The sequence below is a fragment of the Natronosalvus amylolyticus genome (genome assembly GCF_024298845.1).
GTDB lineage: Archaea > Halobacteriota > Halobacteria > Halobacteriales > Natrialbaceae > Natronosalvus > Natronosalvus amylolyticus.
Genome location: NZ_CP101156.1, coordinates 452,427 through 470,375 on the forward strand (window position 1 = coordinate 452,427; position 17,949 = coordinate 470,375).

The 17,949-nt window shown below is 58.1% G+C and carries 18 protein-coding genes; 7 read left to right on the forward strand and 11 right to left on the reverse strand.

Features of this window, described 5'->3' with window-relative positions; translation table 11 throughout:
• Window positions 1–37: 37 nt before the first annotated feature.
• From NLK60_RS02170 to dph5, 3 genes are all read right to left on the reverse strand, one after another.
• Window positions 38–433, reverse strand: a complete 396-nt coding sequence (locus NLK60_RS02170; protein WP_254809267.1) for a pterin cluster protein — start codon at window positions 431–433, stop codon at window positions 38–40.
• Between the two features lie 59 nt (window positions 434–492).
• Window positions 493–1,686, reverse strand: a complete 1,194-nt coding sequence (locus tag NLK60_RS02175; protein ID WP_254809268.1) for a hypothetical protein — start codon at window positions 1,684–1,686, stop codon at window positions 493–495.
• Window positions 1,687–1,749: 63 nt separating this feature from the next.
• Complete coding sequence (gene dph5, locus NLK60_RS02180) at window positions 1,750–2,523, reverse strand: diphthine synthase (RefSeq protein WP_254809269.1); 774 nt, start codon at window positions 2,521–2,523, stop codon at window positions 1,750–1,752.
• A 196-nt stretch (window positions 2,524–2,719) separates the two neighbouring features.
• Between dph5 and NLK60_RS02185 the strand changes: the two genes are divergently transcribed.
• Entirely contained in the window at window positions 2,720–4,090 is a 1,371-nt protein-coding gene (locus tag NLK60_RS02185; RefSeq protein WP_254809270.1) for a phosphopentomutase/phosphoglucosamine mutase, read from the forward strand.
• Here NLK60_RS02185 and NLK60_RS02190 read toward each other — a convergent pair whose 3' ends face one another.
• Window positions 4,091–4,444: a winged helix-turn-helix domain-containing protein gene (locus tag NLK60_RS02190; protein WP_254809271.1), complete on the reverse strand. Its 354-nt coding sequence runs from the start codon at window positions 4,442–4,444 to the stop codon at window positions 4,091–4,093.
• A gap of 151 nt (window positions 4,445–4,595) precedes the next feature.
• Here NLK60_RS02190 and cdd point away from each other — a divergent pair, with 151 nt between their 5' ends.
• The 3 genes from cdd (at window position 4,596) to NLK60_RS02205 (ending at window position 7,108) form a co-directional block, all read left to right on the forward strand.
• The gene (gene cdd, locus NLK60_RS02195; protein ID WP_254809272.1) at window positions 4,596–4,988 is read left to right on the forward strand and encodes a cytidine deaminase; all 393 of its coding nucleotides are present in this window, start codon (window positions 4,596–4,598) and stop codon (window positions 4,986–4,988) included.
• A gap of 102 nt (window positions 4,989–5,090) precedes the next feature.
• Window positions 5,091–5,912, forward strand: coding sequence for a nucleoside phosphorylase (locus tag NLK60_RS02200; RefSeq protein ID WP_254809273.1), 822 nt, complete (start codon window positions 5,091–5,093; stop codon window positions 5,910–5,912).
• Between the two features lie 272 nt (window positions 5,913–6,184).
• A complete protein-coding gene (locus NLK60_RS02205) occupies window positions 6,185–7,108 on the forward strand; it encodes a DMT family transporter (RefSeq protein ID WP_254809274.1) in 924 nt (307 codons plus the stop codon).
• 423 nt (window positions 7,109–7,531) lie between these two features.
• Here the strand turns inward: NLK60_RS02205 and NLK60_RS02210 are convergent, their stop codons facing one another.
• The 6 genes from NLK60_RS02210 to NLK60_RS19470 all read right to left on the reverse strand — a co-directional run bounded on the left by NLK60_RS02210 (window position 7,532) and on the right by NLK60_RS19470 (window position 12,663).
• The gene (locus NLK60_RS02210; RefSeq protein WP_254809275.1) at window positions 7,532–8,242 is read right to left on the reverse strand and encodes a phosphate signaling complex PhoU family protein; all 711 of its coding nucleotides are present in this window, start codon (window positions 8,240–8,242) and stop codon (window positions 7,532–7,534) included.
• Window positions 8,242–9,084: a phosphate ABC transporter ATP-binding protein PstB gene (gene pstB, locus NLK60_RS02215; RefSeq protein WP_254809276.1), complete on the reverse strand. Its 843-nt coding sequence runs from the start codon at window positions 9,082–9,084 to the stop codon at window positions 8,242–8,244. Before pstB ends, NLK60_RS02210 begins: the two co-directional genes overlap by 1 nt.
• Before the next feature lie 3 nt (window positions 9,085–9,087).
• Window positions 9,088–10,005 (reverse strand): phosphate ABC transporter permease PstA, encoded by a 918-nt coding sequence (gene pstA, locus NLK60_RS02220; RefSeq protein ID WP_254809277.1) that lies wholly within the window; start codon window positions 10,003–10,005, stop codon window positions 9,088–9,090.
• Window positions 10,002–11,093, reverse strand: a complete 1,092-nt coding sequence (gene pstC / locus NLK60_RS02225) for a phosphate ABC transporter permease subunit PstC (RefSeq protein ID WP_254809278.1) — start codon at window positions 11,091–11,093, stop codon at window positions 10,002–10,004. Before pstC ends, pstA begins: the two co-directional genes overlap by 4 nt.
• 20 nt (window positions 11,094–11,113) lie before the next feature.
• Complete coding sequence (locus NLK60_RS02230; protein ID WP_254809279.1) at window positions 11,114–12,214, reverse strand: PstS family phosphate ABC transporter substrate-binding protein; 1,101 nt, start codon at window positions 12,212–12,214, stop codon at window positions 11,114–11,116.
• A 320-nt stretch (window positions 12,215–12,534) separates the two neighbouring features.
• Window positions 12,535–12,663 carry a hypothetical protein gene (locus NLK60_RS19470; RefSeq protein WP_256530387.1) on the reverse strand — a complete coding sequence of 43 codons (129 nt, stop codon included), beginning with the start codon at window positions 12,661–12,663 and terminating at the stop codon, window positions 12,535–12,537.
• A 704-nt stretch (window positions 12,664–13,367) separates the two neighbouring features.
• Between NLK60_RS19470 and NLK60_RS02235 the strand changes: the two genes are divergently transcribed.
• From NLK60_RS02235 to NLK60_RS02245, 3 genes are all read left to right on the forward strand, one after another.
• A complete protein-coding gene (locus NLK60_RS02235; RefSeq protein ID WP_254809280.1) occupies window positions 13,368–15,044 on the forward strand; it encodes a histidine kinase N-terminal 7TM domain-containing protein in 1,677 nt (558 codons plus the stop codon).
• 128 nt (window positions 15,045–15,172) lie between these two features.
• A complete protein-coding gene (locus NLK60_RS02240; protein WP_254809281.1) occupies window positions 15,173–15,853 on the forward strand; it encodes a UbiA family prenyltransferase in 681 nt (226 codons plus the stop codon).
• Window positions 15,854–16,021: 168 nt separating this feature from the next.
• On the forward strand, window positions 16,022–16,549 hold the full coding sequence (locus NLK60_RS02245; protein ID WP_254809282.1) for a hypothetical protein: 528 nt from the start codon (window positions 16,022–16,024) through the stop codon (window positions 16,547–16,549).
• A gap of 540 nt (window positions 16,550–17,089) precedes the next feature.
• Here the strand turns inward: NLK60_RS02245 and NLK60_RS02250 are convergent.
• On the reverse strand, window positions 17,090–17,842 hold the full coding sequence (locus tag NLK60_RS02250; protein WP_254810525.1) for an aquaporin: 753 nt from the start codon (window positions 17,840–17,842) through the stop codon (window positions 17,090–17,092).
• Window positions 17,843–17,949: the final 107 nt, after the last annotated feature.

A 17,949-nucleotide genomic window follows, 5' to 3' on the forward strand; every position in this document is an offset into this window, starting at 1 on the left:
TATATATTGGTGCGATTATCTTCGGGTATGGGAGCGGTTAACAACAGAAGAAAAACGGCTTCATTAGGGCGACCCGATCACCATCCTCGAGGACCGTGTCGAAGCCGTCGGCGTGTTCGTTGAATCGACCGTTGATACAGATACGGGCGTACGTTCGCGTCTGGTCGCCTTCCGGGTTCTTTCGCCAGGTACCGGGCAAGTCGTCGGGTTGCGGTGCCCACCCGTGGGCCGTTGTCTCGTCCTCCGATTTCGCGATCAACAGTGATTCGACGTCGTAATCCTCGAAGAACGCTTCGAGGAACTCTCTGAGTGTTGTTCCATCGAACGTATACTCGAAGCGATGGTCGCCGATCGCCGTTCGAACGTGGCCAGTACACACCACGCCCACGGTCGTCTGAACCTGTCGGTGGTCCGCACTCGAGTGAGTTGCCATGGCAGCTTCAATACGTACTCGAGGGGAAAACGCGGTTTCCCGAACGTGTTCGCAACCGGTTATCGGTGCTCGTAGAAGACGGCGAAAACGATGAGTGCATACAGGAGTGCGCCGACCAACACCAGCACAGAACCGGCGTGCTCGAGGCTGATACTCCGTCCGAGTAATCCGCTCGCTTCGAGGAGCAGCCCAACGGCGATCAGCCCCATCGAGAGCGATGCCGTTCGGTCGTCGAGCCCAGGAGTCGAGGCGATTGCGGGCGGATAAAACTGGTAGGTCACGCCGATGATACTCAACCCGAGGAAACCCGTCAGGGCGAGGCGATAGTGGGCGTCGAAGGGGTTTCCGGGAAGGGTGTGACCCTCGAGTGCGAACGTGAGGCCGACGGCGACGGCGAGAACGCCGAAGAGAGTCCCTGCGTACACGCCATAGAGGCCGATTCGTCGGCGGTCGCTGCGATGGAACATATCAGCATATGCGAGTGCGAACCCGGTAACGGCTGCCGTCTGCATGAGTGCACCGAGGCGGAACGTCGTCGACCCGAGAAAATCGGTGACGAGGAGGAGTGGCCCGAGGCCACCGGCAGGAAGCACGAGCCAGACGAGTGTTCGACGTGGCGAGACGACGAGAAATCGCGGAATCACACGAAATCCAATGGCGAAGAACAGGAGGGTAGCCGCCCCGAGGGCGAGAACGTGTGTCGTCGCTGGTCCGCTAGGGGCCTGGACAGGCAACAAGCCGTCGAACCGACGGGCGAGAGGGAGTAACGAACCCACCAGAAGGTAGCCCACGACGACGGGAACGAATAGATTGGCGAACCTGTCGACGCTCGCTCGCTCCGCGTTGACACCGCCGGTCCCCGTTCGTTTGCCGAGGAGATTGCCACGGACGGTCCAGCCAATAGCCCCGACGAACACGAGACACCCCGCGAACCACAGGAGTGAACCGATTGCCAGCAGTGGGAGTCCCGATATTCCTCCGGCACCCTCGAGTGCCAGCACGGCCGTTCCAGTCGCAGTCAACGGGAGTTGAACGGCCGGTGCCTGCGGGAACGCCAGCGAGGAATCGAAATAGGAGGGAATCAAACTGTACCCTTTTCCGAAGATGACGTGGAACACGAATCCCCACAACCCGAGAACGACCGTGACTGACCGGTCAAAGCCAGCGACGACGGCAAATTGCCAGCAGACGAACCAGCAAACGCCAGCGCCAACGAACGCTCGAGTCCACCGGGTGATGGTTGCAGCCGACATCGTTTCGATATCGGTGGCGAGAACCGTGAATGTACGTGCGAACGGACGGGGAGTACGAACGTGTCAATCTATCTCGAGGGCGTCGCGATCGGCGCCAGCCAGTGCACAGAGGGCGTCCGCCTCGAGCAGGTGCAGGCGACCGGGAATCACGAGTAGGTGGAGCGGGTCGCCGAAATCGCGCTCTGCGAGCTCGCTCATTGTTCCGGCTTCGACCAGCGGTTCTGGACTCCCCGCACGGGCGACGACCACGCCGACGAGGTCAGGGTATTCTTCGGCGAGTAGTGATGCTCCCACGTCGGCCGTCATGTACTCCTCGCGATCGGCTTTGATGTCGAGGTAGACGACCGTGTGGAGATTCGCCTCGCGGTTCGCGTCGATGGTTTCGGTGACGCTGGCGGGTAGGCCGTCGGCCCCATGGGCGTAGGGAAACGGGAGCGTCGTCGCCTTTCCGAACCGATAGTTCTGGAGGCCGGTGAGCGAACTGGTCGCGGTCTGGGCGGTGACGCCGTGGATGACTCTGGTTTCGATCCCGCGTTCGTGTGCTCGCAACCGAAGGTCGACGTGGGTCGTCGAAATCATCGTATCGCCGGCCGTGAGAAACGCGACGGATTCGTCTTCGGCGGCCTCGAGGATGTCGTCGGGATGTTGTTCGACGCCGACCCGGTCACGGACGTCGATGTCGATGTCGTGGTGGGCCTCGAGGTCCTCGATTGTCGTTCCGATCAGTTTGCTGGTGTAAAACTCGGCGTAGGCGCGGTTGGCCTCTCGCAGTGCGGTCTGGCCTTCGACGGTTATCGAGGTTTCGTCGTACAGGCCGAGACCGATAAAGGTGAGCATGCGCTGTGTTACTGGAGGCTGGTGGAATACGTTTTCGAGTTCGGTCGCGCCGGTGACTCGTTCGGGAAGTGCAGCCGGGTGCGATCGGATTGTGGCCCGCAGGCCTGGCCGAGAAACCGGACGCCAGCCCAAGTTACCACTCGCCGAAAGAGTGGTACAACATTCCCTATAAGTAGTTCCTCGAGCAAGGACGGATATGACTTACTTTGGGACGGCCGGCATCCGTGGTCCCGTCGAGGAGACGGTGACGCCGGAACTCGCTCTGGCGGTAGGGAAGGCCGTTGGCGAGCCGGGAAGACGGGTCGTCGTCGGTCGGGACGGCCGCGAAACGGGCCCGGCACTCGCCGCGGCGATGGAAGCCGGCCTCGAGAGCGCCGGCGCGGACGTCAGTCGAATCGGACAGGTGCCCACCCCAACCCTCGCGTTCGCCTCGCGTGGACGCCACGGCGTGATGATTACGGCCAGCCACAACCCGGCTGCTGACAACGGGATCAAACTGCTCGCAGACGGCGTCGAGTACGATCGGGAAGCCGAACGTGCCATCGAGGCACAGATAGACGCACCTACCCAGGCGTCGTGGGACGAGTGGGGCCGCCACCGGACCGAAGACGTCCTCGACGCGTACCGGGCCACGGTAGCCGACTACGTTCGTGCGCAATTCGGTGAAACCAGTGGCCCACCGCTCGAGGGACTTTCAGTTGCTATCGATTGTGGCAACGGCGTCGGCTCGCTGGCCTCGCCCCAGGTCCTCGAGCGACTGGGTGCGGACGTCGTCGGCGTCAACGCGACGGTCGACGGTCACTTCCCTGCCCGGGCGAGTAAACCAACGGCAGAGACGCTGACCGACTTTTCGGCGTTCCTCGAGGACGGGAGGTTCGGCCTTGGACTCGCACACGACGGGGATGCAGACCGACTGGTCGTCCTCGACGGCGATGGAACCGTCGTTCACGAAGACACGGTTCTGGCACTCGTCGCCCGACACTACACCGAGACGAGCGACGTGGAAGACCCCGTCGTCGTCACCACTCCGAACGCCTCAGCACGAATCGACGAACAGGTTCGCGAGGCTGGCGGCCGGGTCGAACGCGTTCGGTTGGGAGCGCTTCACGAGGGAATCGCCAGGGTGCGCGAAAACGCCGATTCAGAAACGGCCGTCGTGTTCGCTGCCGAACCATGGAAGCACATTCACACCGCCTTCGGTGGCTGGATCGACGGCGTGTGCAGCAGCGCCGTCGTCAGTGCACTGGTTGTCGAAGCCGGTTCGCTCGAGGCCCTTCGCGACCCCGTCACTGAACGACCGTATCGAAAGGTCTCTATCGACTGTCCGGACGACAGAAAGGAATCGGTGATGGAGGCGCTCGAGACGACGCTACCGGCCTCATTCGAGGGTGGCGACGTCGATACGAACTACGGAGTCCGCCTCGAGTTCCCGGACGCGTCGTGGCTCCTCGTTCGACCCAGTGGGACCGAGCCGTACGTTCGGCTGTACGCAGAGAGCGATGACGTCGAGGCACTCGTTGCCGACGCGCGGGTAGTTATCGAGCAGGCCGTCGAGCACGCGAACTGATCAGACCGTGACTTCACAGGTACGGAACAGTCCACTCTCGAGCCAGCTAACCGTCGCCGTATCGTCGTAGGTGACCTGAATTTGATTGCGCTGGCGAACGTACTCCTGTGGGGAGGTGTTTTCGTAAGGCTGGAGTAAGCCAGCGTCCTCGAGTCGGTCGACCGTTCGATAGGCGGTCGTCAGGGGGACGTCGAACTCTTCAGCGAGGTCTGCGACCGTGGTCGGCGTCTCGACGGAGAGGTAAAACGCCCGCGGCGTCTCCTCGGCGAGCAACGTGAGCATTACTTCGGGGTCACAGTCACTGTGTTCTGTGTCCGGGTCACACGGCAGTTGGTGGTGTAGGGTGTTGCTCATGTGGGATACTTGTTCGTGTTTCTTCATAGAGTATGTTACAGGCTCCCAGTCGCTGGGAATGTGTCCGCTGACGGTGTGGTCACTGCTGTTTTGAAAGTCGAATGCGAACGTATGTACCAAACGTTTTGGTCTCGCTCCCGCAATCCCCGCTATGGATTCGTTACTCGAAGCTGCACGGGAAATTCAGGCAGCTGCACACGTCCCCTACTCGTCCTATCGCGTCGGTGCCGCCCTCGAGACGGCCGACGGCAACGTGTTCGTCGGCTGTAACCTCGAGAACGCTAATTACAGCAATAGCTTGCACGCCGAGGAGGTTGCCATCGCCGAAGCAGTAAAAAATGGCCATCGCGAGTTTACTCGCATCGCCGTGAGTTCGGACCGCCGGGACGGGGTGACGCCCTGTGGGATGTGTCGACAGACGCTGGCGGAGTTCGCCGACGACGACCTGGTCGTCATCTGCGACGAGGGCGAAAATGAGACACCCAGCGAGTACACGCTCGGTGCACTCCTGCCGAATACGATTACCGAAGAAATGCTCGAGTGACCCTCTCGACGGGTGCCCACTCCTTGTCGCAGGCAGCCGTTTCTCATCCGACAGGGGACGCCAGTATTTATATACGCAACCCCCTCGAAGTTTCAGGTCTCGATGACTGGCGACAGCGAAGACCCGAACGCGGACGTACAGTACCACCTCGAGGTGAGCGCCGACGACGTCGCCGACACCGTTTTACTGCCGGGTAATCCCGAACGCGTCGAGAAGATCGTCGACCACTGGGACGACCACGAAGAACGCGCCCACCACCGCGAGTACCGAACGGCTACGGGCACCTACGACGGAACGCCGATTTCGGTCACGTCCACGGGTATCGGCGGACCATCGGCCGCCATCGCCGTCGAAGAACTGGCTCGAGTTGGCGTCGACACCTTCATTCGCGTCGGATCCTGCGGTGCGATTCAACCGGAGATGGACGTGGGCGACCTCGTGATCACGACCGGTGGCGTTCGTCAGGAGGGGACGAGCAAGGAGTACGTCCGGGAGGAGTACCCGGCGGTTGCTGATTTCGAGGTCGTCAGCGCGCTCGTTGCCGCCGCTGAACGCCTGAGTTATGACTACCATACCGGTCTCACGATGAGTGCCGACTCGTTTTACTCGGGACAGGGGCGACCCGGTTTCGAGGGCTTCGAGGCCGCCGGAAGCGACACGCTGGTCGAGGAACTGACCGAAGCCAAGGTCGCTAATATCGAGATGGAAGCCAGCGCCATCCTCACCATCGCGAACGTCTACGGGCTTCGTGCGGGAGCCGTCTGTTCGGTGTACGCCAACCGCGTCACCGGCGAGTTCCGCACCGAAGGCGAGTCTCGAGCGGCCGAAACCGCGTCTCTGGCGACGCACCTGCTGGCGAAGATGGACGCCGTCAAACGCGAGGCGGGCGTCGACCGCTGGCACGCTGGACTCAGCCTCGAGTGACTCCCGTTTAATGAGTGTGCCTCGACACTCGACCGAGTGCGAACCGTAATTCCACCAAGTACGCACTGACGCTTCACCGAATGCGAATCGTAATTCCACCAAGTACGCACTGACGCTTCACCGAGTGCGAATCGTAATTCCACCAAGTACGCACTGACGCTCCACCGAGTGCGCACCGACCGGGCGGTGACCTCGAGGTACTGCACTCGTTTCGACTCCGTCACACATTTTCGAATCGAAATCAATAGGTCACTCCTGGCGAACTAGTCGCTGTGAGCAGGTATCGAAATCTAGTACTGTTTCTGGTGCTGGCTGCCGTCTGGGGAACCGCATTCGTTGCGATCAGCGCCGGCCTCGAGTACTTTCCACCCGTTCTGTACGCCGCCCTGCGCTACGACATCGCGGGGATACTCATGTTAGCGTACGCCGCTTACGTCCTCGACGACGTCGTCCCGCGTGGTCGAGAGCAGTGGCTACTCGTAACTATTGGCTCCGTGTTGCTCATCGCGGCCTACCACGCGTTTTTGTTCATCGGGCAACAGCACACGACGGCCGCGGCGGCCGCCATCGTCGTCAGCCTCTCACCGGTGTTAACGACCGGGTTCGCTCGCCTGCTCGTCCCGTCCGATGCCCTCTCTCCAGTGGGACTCGTCGGCGTCGCTATCGGCCTCGTCGGCGTTGCCGTCATCGCCCAACCCGACCCGAACGACCTGCTGGCGACGAACGCGGTTGCAATCGCGCTCGTCTTTTTCGCCGCGGCCTCATTCGCCCTCGGGAGCGTCCTCACGCGGCGACTCGACGCCGAGATGCCGATCGAATCGATGGAAGCCTGGTCGATGCTCGGCGGGGCAGCCCTCATGCACCTGTTGAGTCTCGCCCTCAGAGAACCGATCGAACCGCGATCGTGGCTCCAGGCCGAAGCCCTCGGTGCGCTCGCGTACCTCGCGCTGGTCTCGAGTGCCCTCGGCTTTCTGTTGTATTTCGTCTTGCTCGAGCGACTGGGGCCCGTCGAAATCAACATGGTTTCGTACGTCGCACCGATTTTCGCGGCGGTTTTCGGCTGGCTCTATCTGGGTGAAGTCATCGATGGAACGACGGTGTTCGGCTTCGCCCTCATCGCCGTCGGTTTCGTGTTGGTCAAGCGCCGCGCGCTCCGTGAGGAGTTCGGACACCTGCAGGCACTAGCCGGACGATAGGCGGCGTCGCCATGCATTGGTACGATAGTTCCCTCGAGTACGCCACTACGCAACTATGGTAATAGCTACAGTAGCCAGTGAAACGATTTACACACCTATCGAGGCGCTGTCCCGCGGTAGGATGTGTAATGACTTTCACTGGCTACTATACTGGTGGTGAAATGGAAGACACAGTCGGGCAACCGGTAGTATACGTAGAGCGACCAGTAGTGGAAGTGGATTTAACGGTAGTGAATTGGTGCCAACGGTAGTGGTGATAGAGTAAATGGTAGTGGAAGTAGAGTGAACAGTAGTGTGAGTAAAGCATTTGGTACTCTTAGCGAAGTAATATAATTTCGGATATAGATTGTACAATACTATTACTGGAGCATATGGTAGGGAACCGATAGTTTGGCAGTATAGCTCGTGTGATGACAAAACGTCTCAGGCGAGCAGTCGGTCGTCCCCCTCGAGCGCGTAGTAGGTTCGGGCGGCCACGTTGACCGCGTGGTCGCCGATTCGCTCGAGGTCGCGAACCAGGAGTAACGTGTACAACACGTCCTCGAGTATCGCGTCGGTCTCGACCGACCCGCTTTCGACGTGGCGCGGAGGGCAGGTGATGGCGGATTCGGTGGATTTCGATTGTAGAATCCGGGTCAGCACCCGATTGGTTACCGCTTCACAGCGTCGGTCGAGTTCCGCATCCCGGGCGATGACCTCGAGACAACCATCGGTGTCATCGGTCACAAAGGCGTCTATCGCCGTGCCGACTTGCTCCCGTGCAAGCGCCGTTAGGCGTTCGAAATCGACATCCGGAATCGTACACCGGTGGGATTCGAGGGTGTAGCCTGCAAGGTTGGTCGCTAAATCGCCGATTCGTTCGAGGTCCGTGATGATTTTGAACGCGGCAACGACGAGTCGAAGGTCGCCCATCATCGGTTGATGGAGGGTGATGATCTCCAGACACTCGGCCTCGAGAGCGAGATACCGACGGTTCACCCGGTTGTCTCCATCGACGACAGCGCTCGCGAGCGAGCGGTTACAGGCGACGAACGCTGCGACGGCGTCTTCGAGTTGCTCGCTGACGAAATCGCCCATGGCGACGACCGCCTCGCGGAGGCGCTCGAGGCGCTGTTGATAGCGCTCGCGAGCCATCAGCCGAACTTGCCGGTGATGTAGTCTTCGACGCGGTCGTCTTCGGGGTCTTCGAACACCGAGGCGGTGTCGTCGAACTCGACGAGGTTTCCGCCGGTGAGGAACACGGCCGTCTTATCGGAGATTCGTGCCGCCTGTTGCATATTGTGTGTGACGATGACGACCGTATACTCTTCGACCAGTTCGTCGATCAGATCCTCGATTTTCGAGGCCGCCACGGGGTCGAGTGCTGATGTCGGCTCGTCCATCAGAATGACTTCCGGATCGGGGGCGATGGCACGGGCGATACAGAGTCGCTGTTGTTGCCCTCCGGAGAGGTCGAGGCCGCTCGAGTCGAGTTGGTCTTTCACTTCGTCCCAGAGGGCTGCCCCGCGGAGGGCCCGTTCGACGTCGTCGTCGGTCGCAGACTTGCCCTGTACCTCGAGCCCGTAGGTAACGTTGTCGCGAATGCTCTTTGGGAAGGGGTTCGGTTTCTGGAACACCTGGCCGATTTTGCGACGTAGCGCGACGGGGTCGACGTCCTCGTCGTAGACGTTCTTGCCCCGGAACGTGAGTTCGCCCTTGACTCGACAGACGTCGATCATATCGTTCATGCGGTTGATACACCGCAAGAACGTCGATTTACCACAGCCTGAGGGGCCGATGATGGCCGTAACTTTGTGTTCCGGGATTTCGATGTCCACAGATCGGAGCGCCTGGTCCTCGCCGTAAAAGACGTCGAGGTCTCGAGCCTCGAGGACAGTCTGGTCTGGCTGTTCTCGCCGCGTCGACTCGGTGTGTTGTATGTCGGTCGTTATCAGTTGGTCGTCCGCTTGTTGTGTCTCGGTCTCTTGTGTTGGCATGGGTTACACCTCCGTCTCGTATCGGTGTCGAATGTAGATCGCGACTCCGTTCATGACGAACAGGAACGAGAGCAAGACGACGATACCCACCGCTGCAAGGTGGATAAAGTGCTCACTCGGTTGGGCCGCCCAGTTGTAAATCTGGGTCGGCATCGCACTGAAGCGGTCGGTCGGTCCGCTCGGCGTTCGGTTGACGAACAGTGCACCGACCATAATCAAGGGGGCCGTTTCGCCGATCGCTCGAGCCAACGCCAGAATCGTTCCCGTCATGATACCAGGAATGGCGGCAGGGAGAACGACACGCCGGATCGTTTGCCACTTCGTCGCCCCAGTGGCGTACGAGCCGTTTCGAACGCTGTCGGGGACGGCACGCAGTGCCTCCTGGGTGGAGACGATAATAATCGGCATCACGAGCAATCCAAGTGCAACGGCTCCGGCGATCAGAATCGGACCGATCCCGATTCCGTTGACGACCGCTGCGAGTGCGAGGAGGCCGTAAACGATCGATGGGACGCCAGCGAGGTTCGCCAGATTCGCTTCGATTAGCCGTGTTATTCGGGTGTCTGGTGCATACTCTTCGAGATAGATCGCCGAACCCACACCGACGAAGAACGCCAGAATCGCCGTCATGACCATGAGCATTATCGAAGCGATTACGGCACCCTTGAAGCCGGCTCGAGTCTCTTCCTGTGATCCATCCTGCGTAAAGAACTCGTAGAGACTGATGTTGAACTCGGTCAATCCCGTGTAAAAGTCGGTCACCACGTCGAACAGGAGCAGGGCCAGCATGACGACGCCGAACAGTGACGCCGCGATGAGTAGCCAGCGAAAGAGCTCGTTCTTACGGTGTTCCCACGAGAGATCGATATCACTGAACAGGGTGTTGCTATCCTCGACGCCAGTTTCTGTCTCCGTGCTCATTGATACTCCTCCTGGAACCGTCGTTTGAACGCGTCATTGAGTAGATTCATCACCAGCGTCATGACGAACAACACGAGGCCAACTGCGAACAGCGACTGATACTCGACGGTACCGACCGCACTGGTACCTCGGGCCATCGAAACCATGTACGCGGTCATCGTCATGATCTCATCGAACGGATTCGTCGTGATGTTCGCGTTGAACCCTGCCGCGAGGGTAACAGCCATCGTCTCACCGATCGCTCGAGAGACGGCCAAAATGTACGAGGCAAACACTCCCGATATCGATGCCGGTAGAACGATTCGCGTCGACACGTTGAACTTCGTCGCGCCGAGCGCATAGGCACCGTTTCGCAGGTCGTCCGGGACCGCACTCATCGCATCTTCGGAAATCGACGAAACCATCGGAATCGTCATGATGCCGACGACGAGGATTCCCGAAAGCAGGCTGTACCGACCCACGTTGATACCGATCATCGAAGTAGCTACCGAGGTCAACGAATCCCCCATCGTCCCCGGCAGCGCCGATCCCACTTGCAAGAGCCCGTTGCCGAGGGGGTCGAGGACGTACGCCGCCAACCCGCTGAGCAACACCGGGTTGATGAAGGCGATGGCGAAATACCCATACACGATGGTCGGGATTCCGGCCAGAATCTCGAGCGTGGGTTTGAGCTTCGATCGGATACCTGGGGATGCGTACTCGGAGAGATAGATGGCCGTCGCGGTTCCGATCGGAATTGCGACGAACGCTGCTCCAACCGTAATCGCCAGGGTCCCGAACACGATAGGGAGGATGCCGTGTGCCGGGCGTGCGTGATCTGGTGCCCAGCGCTGTCCGGTGAAAAACTCCGTGAACGTGACCGTTTGCTCGAAACTCGCGCCCCGTATCATTTCGGTGAACTTTGCCCCAAAGAAGTAACTCGCAGCGTTGTCGAGCAAGACGAAAAAGATCGCGAGCGTCGTCAGGACGGTGATGGCGGCACAGCCGAACAGGATGCGTCGAGCACGCCTGTTCGCCGCGTTATCACCGGCTGCAGCGCCGCCTCCGGTTATCTCGGCACCGGTTTGTGTCGGTGTTTCAGTACCCATTTACCTATTGCCTCGAGGTGTTATTCGCGCTCGACGGTCAGGTCGTCAATCGAAGCGCCCACTTCCTCGAGCCACTCGTCGATCTTGTCGTTGTTTTCCTCGGTCGCCGCGTCGGGTGCCGCATAAAAGCCCTGGTCGCGAGCGTAGTCCTGTGCACCGTTGGTGTAGAACTGGGCAAACGAACCGATCAGGTCGGTTCGTTCCTCGAGGCTCGCAATGTTGAAGAACGCGAACAGAGGTCGGGCAAGCGGCGAGTAAAGCCCGTCCTCGATGTTTTGCTCCGTTGGGAGGTAGAACCCTCCGTCGGCATCGCTCTCGACCGGGACGGCCTCGATCGGCTGGTCGTCTTCGATCTCGCGCAGATAGCCAAGGCCTCCCCAGCCGAATCCGTCCACGTTGTCGGCAACGGCTCCCATAATCTCGTTCGTCTGGCTGGTCGCCGAGTAATCGTCCCGGATCAGTCCTCGTTCACCGATGACGTTCTCGGTGAAGTAGTCGAACGTTCCTGACGCACTGTCACGTGCGTGGAGCGCGATCTCCCTGTCGGGCCACTCAGGTCGAATGTCACTCCACGTCTGCACGTCGGATTCGAACTCCCAAACCCGTTTGAGTTCGTCGAGCGTGATTTCCTCGACCCAGTCGTTCTCTGAATTCTTGACGACCGCAAGCCCGTCCAGACCGACCTCGAGGAAGCCATAGTTGACGTCGTTTTCGCTACAGAGGTCCACCTCGTCATCGGTGATCATCCGACTCGCACTTTGCACGTCCGAGTTCTGTCTGCAGAACTCCTGAAAACCAGCACCCGTTCCTTCCGGTGCGACGTCGACGAGCGTGTCCGGATACGCCTCTTCGAAGTTTTCTCCCGCCCAGGCCGTGATCGGTGCGACAGTATTGCTCCCCGAGGCATCGATGGTTCCGGACAGTCCGGCGGAACCGTTTCCGCCGTTTCCGCTATTGCCACCGTTCCCGCCGTTTCCGCCATTTCCGTCCCCACCATTCCCTTCGTCATCTCCACCGAGACAACCTGCGAGGCCAACAACGCCGGCGCCCGCTGCACCCAACAGGACGTGGCGTCTAGTCGCCGTACTGGTACCCGATGCCGATGATGGTTGTTCCGTCATCAAGTGGGCGTTCCCGAGAAACGGATAAATAGGATGCTATGAACTCTCTATGGTCGGTCACAGGGCTCTATACCGATCTTTTTTCTATATAGGTCTGTGTAGCCACTCGAGGTACACCAACTGGTTACCGATGAGATACTCGAGACGACAATGACCATTTCGTGATCCCATCACGTACACACTGGAACCGCTCCACCCACGGCCAACCAGTACGGGGAGAGCGAGCAAGATTCCATGCCGATAGGCTCGAGGCCTGTTGGGGTCGTGCCAGCAGCTATAGATATAGCTTGCGTACTAACAGAGCGATACAAACAGCGGCGTTACTCGGAGGGGTGTTCGCTTCGTTCGTAGAGGTACACGGCTTTCCACAGAACGTCTTCGACGTCACCATCATTCGACAGGTCGTTGAGTTTTTGCTCGATCGAGTCCGAGAGCTGGATCGCTGCCATAGCAGATTAAACAATGCACTCACTAATAAAGCCACTGTGATTCGTAATCGAGTTAATTCTCTCGAGCCCCGCCGAACGCAGGTGTTTCGCGAGCAAACCAGTGGGTTCCGTCAATTCCCGTAAGGGTAGCGTCAGAAACGTGATGTCAGGAGCTGGGTTCACGTACCGCCGAGGTGTCTCGATCGGCGCACGGCCGATACGGATACCGGAAACAGCGTCTTTCGGACCTCGCAGCAGCCGCTGGTGAATGCGCTCCTGGTCAAACAATACGAAATAGCTGCCCGATCCGGACGAAGCGAGCAAACGGAACTGTGAGGCATTTTCTACTGATTCCATTCGACCGCACGACCGATGCCGTGTCGACTGTCGTGTACAAGCGTGAAGACGTACTCTCCAACCCACAAACACACCAGATACCCTCTTTATCTGACTCGAGAGTTGTTTTCAGACCGTATATTGTTAAGTGACAATAATTTCACCGTTGCGTTTGCAGCATAGGGTAGGTTTATTAATCCTGTTTCGTACACATATGTATATATGCCCTCCAGAATGTACTCCCCGGCGACAGTTCCAGTCACCAATATCCGCACGCAGCGATTACGAAATAAGGTCACTGATATTACACTACCCACGATAGTGTTACGCTCGGTTCGAGGGACGGGTCAGTAGCACCGAATGAAAAATTCACCAATAATTCCCTACGCATGGTAATCTGGGTCACATTCGATATAGCCGTTCTGTTGATGGCGTTCGGGATATTTCCTTCACTCTACATTATCTACCTCCTGTACGACGACCGCCGGAAACCCGGGGTACTCTGGTTCCTCGTTGCGATGGGAATCGGGGGTTCTTGGGCATTTCTTTACACAACCTTCACACTTGTCCGTTCTCCTACAATCACGCTCGCCCTTGCGAACGTTTTCTGGACACTCGTTGCTGCTGCGGCGGTCGTGATGTTTCTACTCGCATACGAATTTGTCTACAAAACGGTCGCCTCCCGCCGATTAGTTACTGGACTGTTTGCGCCAGTCGGTGTGTTCTTTCTATTGACCTGGATCAATCCCGGAAATATTGTCTACTCCGCAGACTATTACGTCGGGGTAGACGGTGTGTTGTACTTCCCGCAGTTTGGCGGGATACTCCGATTTCTCGTCGTTCAAGCGTACGGATACCTTTTGGTGTTTCTCGCGACCGGAATGTTCGTTGGCGAGATACTACGAACGAGTGGGATACAACGGCGACAAACAGTGTATCTGCTCGTAATTACGTTGGCACTGGTCGTCTCTACGATGATCAAAGTGGCAGAGCTGGTACCGATGTACTATGATCCAACGTCTACCGTGTTCGCTTTCTCGGGTCTGTTGTTCGCATATTCGATCAAGCACCACGGGCTCTTGAGATACGTTTCAACCGCCCGCGAAAAGACCTTCGAAGAGGTAGAGGATGTAATACTCGTCATAGGTTCTGACGACGTTATCGTCGATGTCAACCGGGCCGGTCGAACACGGTTCGGCGAGAATATCATCGGTAACTCCCTTCAAGACTTTCTTCCTGAGTACCGCCGCAGCGACGAACAAGATCCCACTCAAACGATCGAAATCGAATTCGAGGGGGCCAACCGTTACTACTCGGTCAGTACATCGTCTATTGAATACGGGAGGGGGCTGACGGGATCAATAGTCGTCCTGAGTGACATCACCGGACTAAAAGAACAGGAGACCGAGTTACAATTGCTCAAAGCGATATTGATTCGCATCTTGCGCCATAATATGCGGAATGACCTGAATATAATAAATGGGTATGCAGGAGCGATGAAAGAAGTGGCCGACGGAGAGGTGGTCGCGATGGCAGATGCGGTCCACGAACGGTCGGCTGCGCTCTTGCAACATGCAGAGAAGGCGCAGTTGTTGGAACGGGTAATTTCTGACAAGTCGTTAGTTACTGGTTCGTTGAAAGCACCCGTCGAACGCGCCCTCGCCGAATCAGAGACGGACGGTCGGGCCATCGTGCGGACACAAATCGATGATGTGGTAGTCGAGCACCATCCGGAATTTTACCTCGCCGTCAAGGAACTCATCGACAACGCCATCACACATCATTCTGGCAGTGACGAACAGCGTATAGATATCTATTCTGAAACGAATGGTGGCGATGTCTTCCTGATTATAGCGGATCAAGGACCGGGGATTCATCAATCAGAAATCGACGTTCTCCAGGCCGAGGAGGAGACGTCACTCTATCACGGTTCGGGTGTGGGCCTCTGGCTCGTGAGGTGGGTCGTGGATCGTTCGAACGGAGACCTGCACGCTACCTCTTCTGATACCGGGACACGAATAAAAATTCGACTGTCGAAGGGAGAGTCTGCTGTCAAACACAGCTGAGAATGTTCGACAGAACCTATCCTAAGCAGAACACGTCGGCGAATAGGTACAAAGATCTTGTGTACCTGTTTATCAGCCTAAACCTCTGGCTGTGCGTTACATCGGTGGTGATGGTCGTTGCCACTGCCGTGGCTCTGTCTGAACCGGTTCAGGGGGTTGGCGGTGGCCTGGTCCTTCCCTCGTTGCTCGTGTACGCGGTATATGTAGAGGATCGACGTCGCATCAGTGATGCAGATAGGATCAACGCTCCTCGACGGACGCAGTTGGTCGAGACGTACGATTCGCTGCTCGGTTTGACTGCTATCGGCGCACTGATCGGGTACGAACTCATCCTGGTGGCGTTCGTCCTCGAGGCAGGTACGATCGGACTCGAGTACGTCCTTCTCGGTCAAGTACCGCTGATCGTGCTGGCACTATACGCAACGGCCAAGCGATACGCGACGTTTGACTCTCTCGTCGTCGCTACAGCTTGGTCGTTGTCGATCGTCCTTTCAGTCCTGGTCGCGACCGGCCAACCGATCTCACGAGCGAGCGTCATCGTGTTTTGTCTGTGGTTTCTCATCGCGTTCGCCGGTGTCGAATCTCGAAATATCGACGATATTCCGGGGGACACTGCACTGGGAAAGCGAACGCTGGCGGGTTATCTCGGTCGGAAGAATACCCGTATACTGGTGGTGGGACTCAAAGGGTTCGCCACCGGGCTCTTCTGGTATCGGTTCGGACCAACCGTTGGTGCGTTAGTCGTGGCTCATCTCCTTTTGTTGTGGTTCTTTCGACAGATCACGCCCAGTGAATCCGGGTCACAATGATGTGGTAGTCAATCCAGTGAACCCGAGATACGGTTCGCTATCAGCACATAAAGACCTCTGTTGTCGTTATCGGCATTCTGGACTCGAGTATATGATTTTAGAATGCCATGCAGATACTCCAACTATTTAACAAATTATATTATGTACTTCCAGCATAACGATAGGGGTATGCGAAACGTAATTACGTCACCGATCGATGCTGAGAGCGAGACAACGACAGGGACGACTGTTTCTCGGCGCCGCCTCTTGCGAGGTGTGGGTGCAAGCGTCGCTCTCCTCGGTGTCGGTGGCGCAAGTTCGGCTACTGCCCAGCAAGAGGATGGTCGATTCAACGACGCACCCGGAAGGGGAGGTCAAGCGGTCGTTCCGGCGAGTGATTTTACCGATGATACGTTCGTCATCACGGAGCGAACGGGGGACAGTGCCGAAACCATCGACGGTGTCCTGTACAGTTGCAGTCCCGAACAGAGCACCGAACAACAGATATTTCTCGTCGGTTGGCACTTCACGTACGTCGACGATGATGAGGTACGAACCCTCTATACGCGTTCTAACAACATCGAAACCGGAAAAGAGTACGACTGGAACGTCGTCAGAGAGTGTGCCGATTCCGGGCAAGAAATACCGGCGGGTGAGTTACCACAGGAACCGGTAGATATGGTCCAGGCCGCCTATCGCGCTACTGGAGATCAATAACACGATCCGGCACCGCCACTGTATTCACCGGTTCTCTAGGTAACATCGCTCGGGGATCCATCCAGTATCGACCTGTAGGAAGACGGCTACGAGGGTTCAGCCAACTCGTGGCAGACGAGACATCACTGGTTGTGGTTCCCTCACTCGAGCGTCGATCTACGATACGTGGGCGACACATTACGGTTATACTCGAGGGCGACACTCGGCATGACTCATTTTGACTGGTGCCTGCTTCGAGGCCATGTGTAACGCCTTAAGCGTAGTTTCGCCTCACTATATGCTGAATCGTCGAAATGGTCTCCTGGCCGAATTGAGACAAAACAGGACATGGAAATCGATGGCCTCGGCACTCTAACAGGAACCACGAAACAGTATCACGACACGGTCTATGCTGCTTTACCGGCGATTTTAAACGAATTTCATGGCATTTTAGCTCGAGGAGGTTCACACCGGGACCAGCTATGGCGACTGCCCAAGATGACAATCATTCAAAATAGGGATTATTCTCGCCCCGTAGCGGCTTCGGTTCGCAGGGGCCAGCTACGATTCCACTGCAAACTCGTCGAGGACGGTCTCGTCGTCGGATTTCGGTTTCGCTCTCCAGAGGGGAGTCGGTCGGGGCCAGAGGTATCGCCACATGAGTCCTGCGGCTACTCCACCGAGCGTCGAAGCGAGCATGAACATGACGGCGTCGAACGGTTGGATCCCCGCGATCCCCGACGTGAAAATGCGGGCGAGAGCGACCTGGGGGTTCAGAAACGCCGTCGAGGCCGTTCCGATGATTCCCATGCCGACGGTAAAGCCCACCGCGAGACCGATCAAGTCACTTTCCTGTCGGATCAGGGAGATGATGACCGACGCGAGTAACACGGTGCCGAGGAACTCGGCCAGCCAGGTAGATGCGGGTCGTTCGACGGCGGAGACGGCAAACACTTCCCATCCGATCGTGCTGACGAAGGTGAGCCCCGCCAAACCGACGCCGACGAGGCCGCCGATGAACTGCACTGGAATGTACTGCCGTGCGGTCCTTGCATCTACGTCACCGGTCATCAGCAGCGCGATGGTAACTGCTGGATTCACGTGTGCCCCGCTGATCGGCCCGAGCATCTGCACGACGACGAACAGCCAGCCGGCCGTCGCCAGCCCGATGAACAACACGCCCATACTCGGGCTCGCCCCTAACATTCCGTCCGCGAGCAGCCCCGACGACACGAGGACGAAAACGAGGGTCGCGGAGCCGAAAAACTCCGCGATGAGTTTCTGACTTGTAGTGAAGTTATTGGAAGTCTTTATCTAGCAGGCAGTTCTCGAGCGGATATAGCCACGCCCCCTAACCGCCCGACGGCTGTACCGTCCGTCTTTTCGGACACTCTACGGCCCGGACTATGTTGTCGTCGTTC

Excerpts from the sequence above, each read along its gene's own strand:
- dph5 (WP_254809269.1), bottom strand. The coding sequence starts at position 2,523 with ATGCTCACCTTTATCGGTCTCGGCCTGTACGACGAAACCTCGATAACC.
- NLK60_RS02245 (WP_254809282.1), top strand. The coding sequence starts at position 16,022 with ATGCGAAACGTAATTACGTCACCGATCGATGCTGAGAGCGAGACAACG.
- NLK60_RS02190 (WP_254809271.1), bottom strand. The coding sequence starts at position 4,444 with ATGAGCAACACCCTACACCACCAACTGCCGTGTGACCCGGACACAGAA.
- NLK60_RS02230 (WP_254809279.1), bottom strand. The coding sequence starts at position 12,214 with ATGACGGAACAACCATCATCGGCATCGGGTACCAGTACGGCGACTAGA.
- NLK60_RS02185 (WP_254809270.1), top strand. The coding sequence starts at position 2,720 with ATGACTTACTTTGGGACGGCCGGCATCCGTGGTCCCGTCGAGGAGACG.
- pstA (WP_254809277.1), bottom strand. The coding sequence starts at position 10,005 with ATGAGCACGGAGACAGAAACTGGCGTCGAGGATAGCAACACCCTGTTC.
- NLK60_RS02235 (WP_254809280.1), top strand. The coding sequence starts at position 13,368 with ATGGTAATCTGGGTCACATTCGATATAGCCGTTCTGTTGATGGCGTTC.
- NLK60_RS19470 (WP_256530387.1), bottom strand. The coding sequence starts at position 12,663 with ATGGCAGCGATCCAGCTCTCGGACTCGATCGAGCAAAAACTCAACGAC.
- NLK60_RS02175 (WP_254809268.1), bottom strand. The coding sequence starts at position 1,686 with ATGTCGGCTGCAACCATCACCCGGTGGACTCGAGCGTTCGTTGGCGCT.
- pstB (WP_254809276.1), bottom strand. The coding sequence starts at position 9,084 with ATGCCAACACAAGAGACCGAGACACAACAAGCGGACGACCAACTGATA.
- pstC (WP_254809278.1), bottom strand. The coding sequence starts at position 11,093 with ATGGGTACTGAAACACCGACACAAACCGGTGCCGAGATAACCGGAGGC.
- cdd (WP_254809272.1), top strand. The coding sequence starts at position 4,596 with ATGGATTCGTTACTCGAAGCTGCACGGGAAATTCAGGCAGCTGCACAC.
- NLK60_RS02200 (WP_254809273.1), top strand. The coding sequence starts at position 5,091 with ATGACTGGCGACAGCGAAGACCCGAACGCGGACGTACAGTACCACCTC.
- NLK60_RS02170 (WP_254809267.1), bottom strand. The coding sequence starts at position 433 with ATGGCAACTCACTCGAGTGCGGACCACCGACAGGTTCAGACGACCGTG.
- NLK60_RS02210 (WP_254809275.1), bottom strand. The coding sequence starts at position 8,242 with ATGGCTCGCGAGCGCTATCAACAGCGCCTCGAGCGCCTCCGCGAGGCG.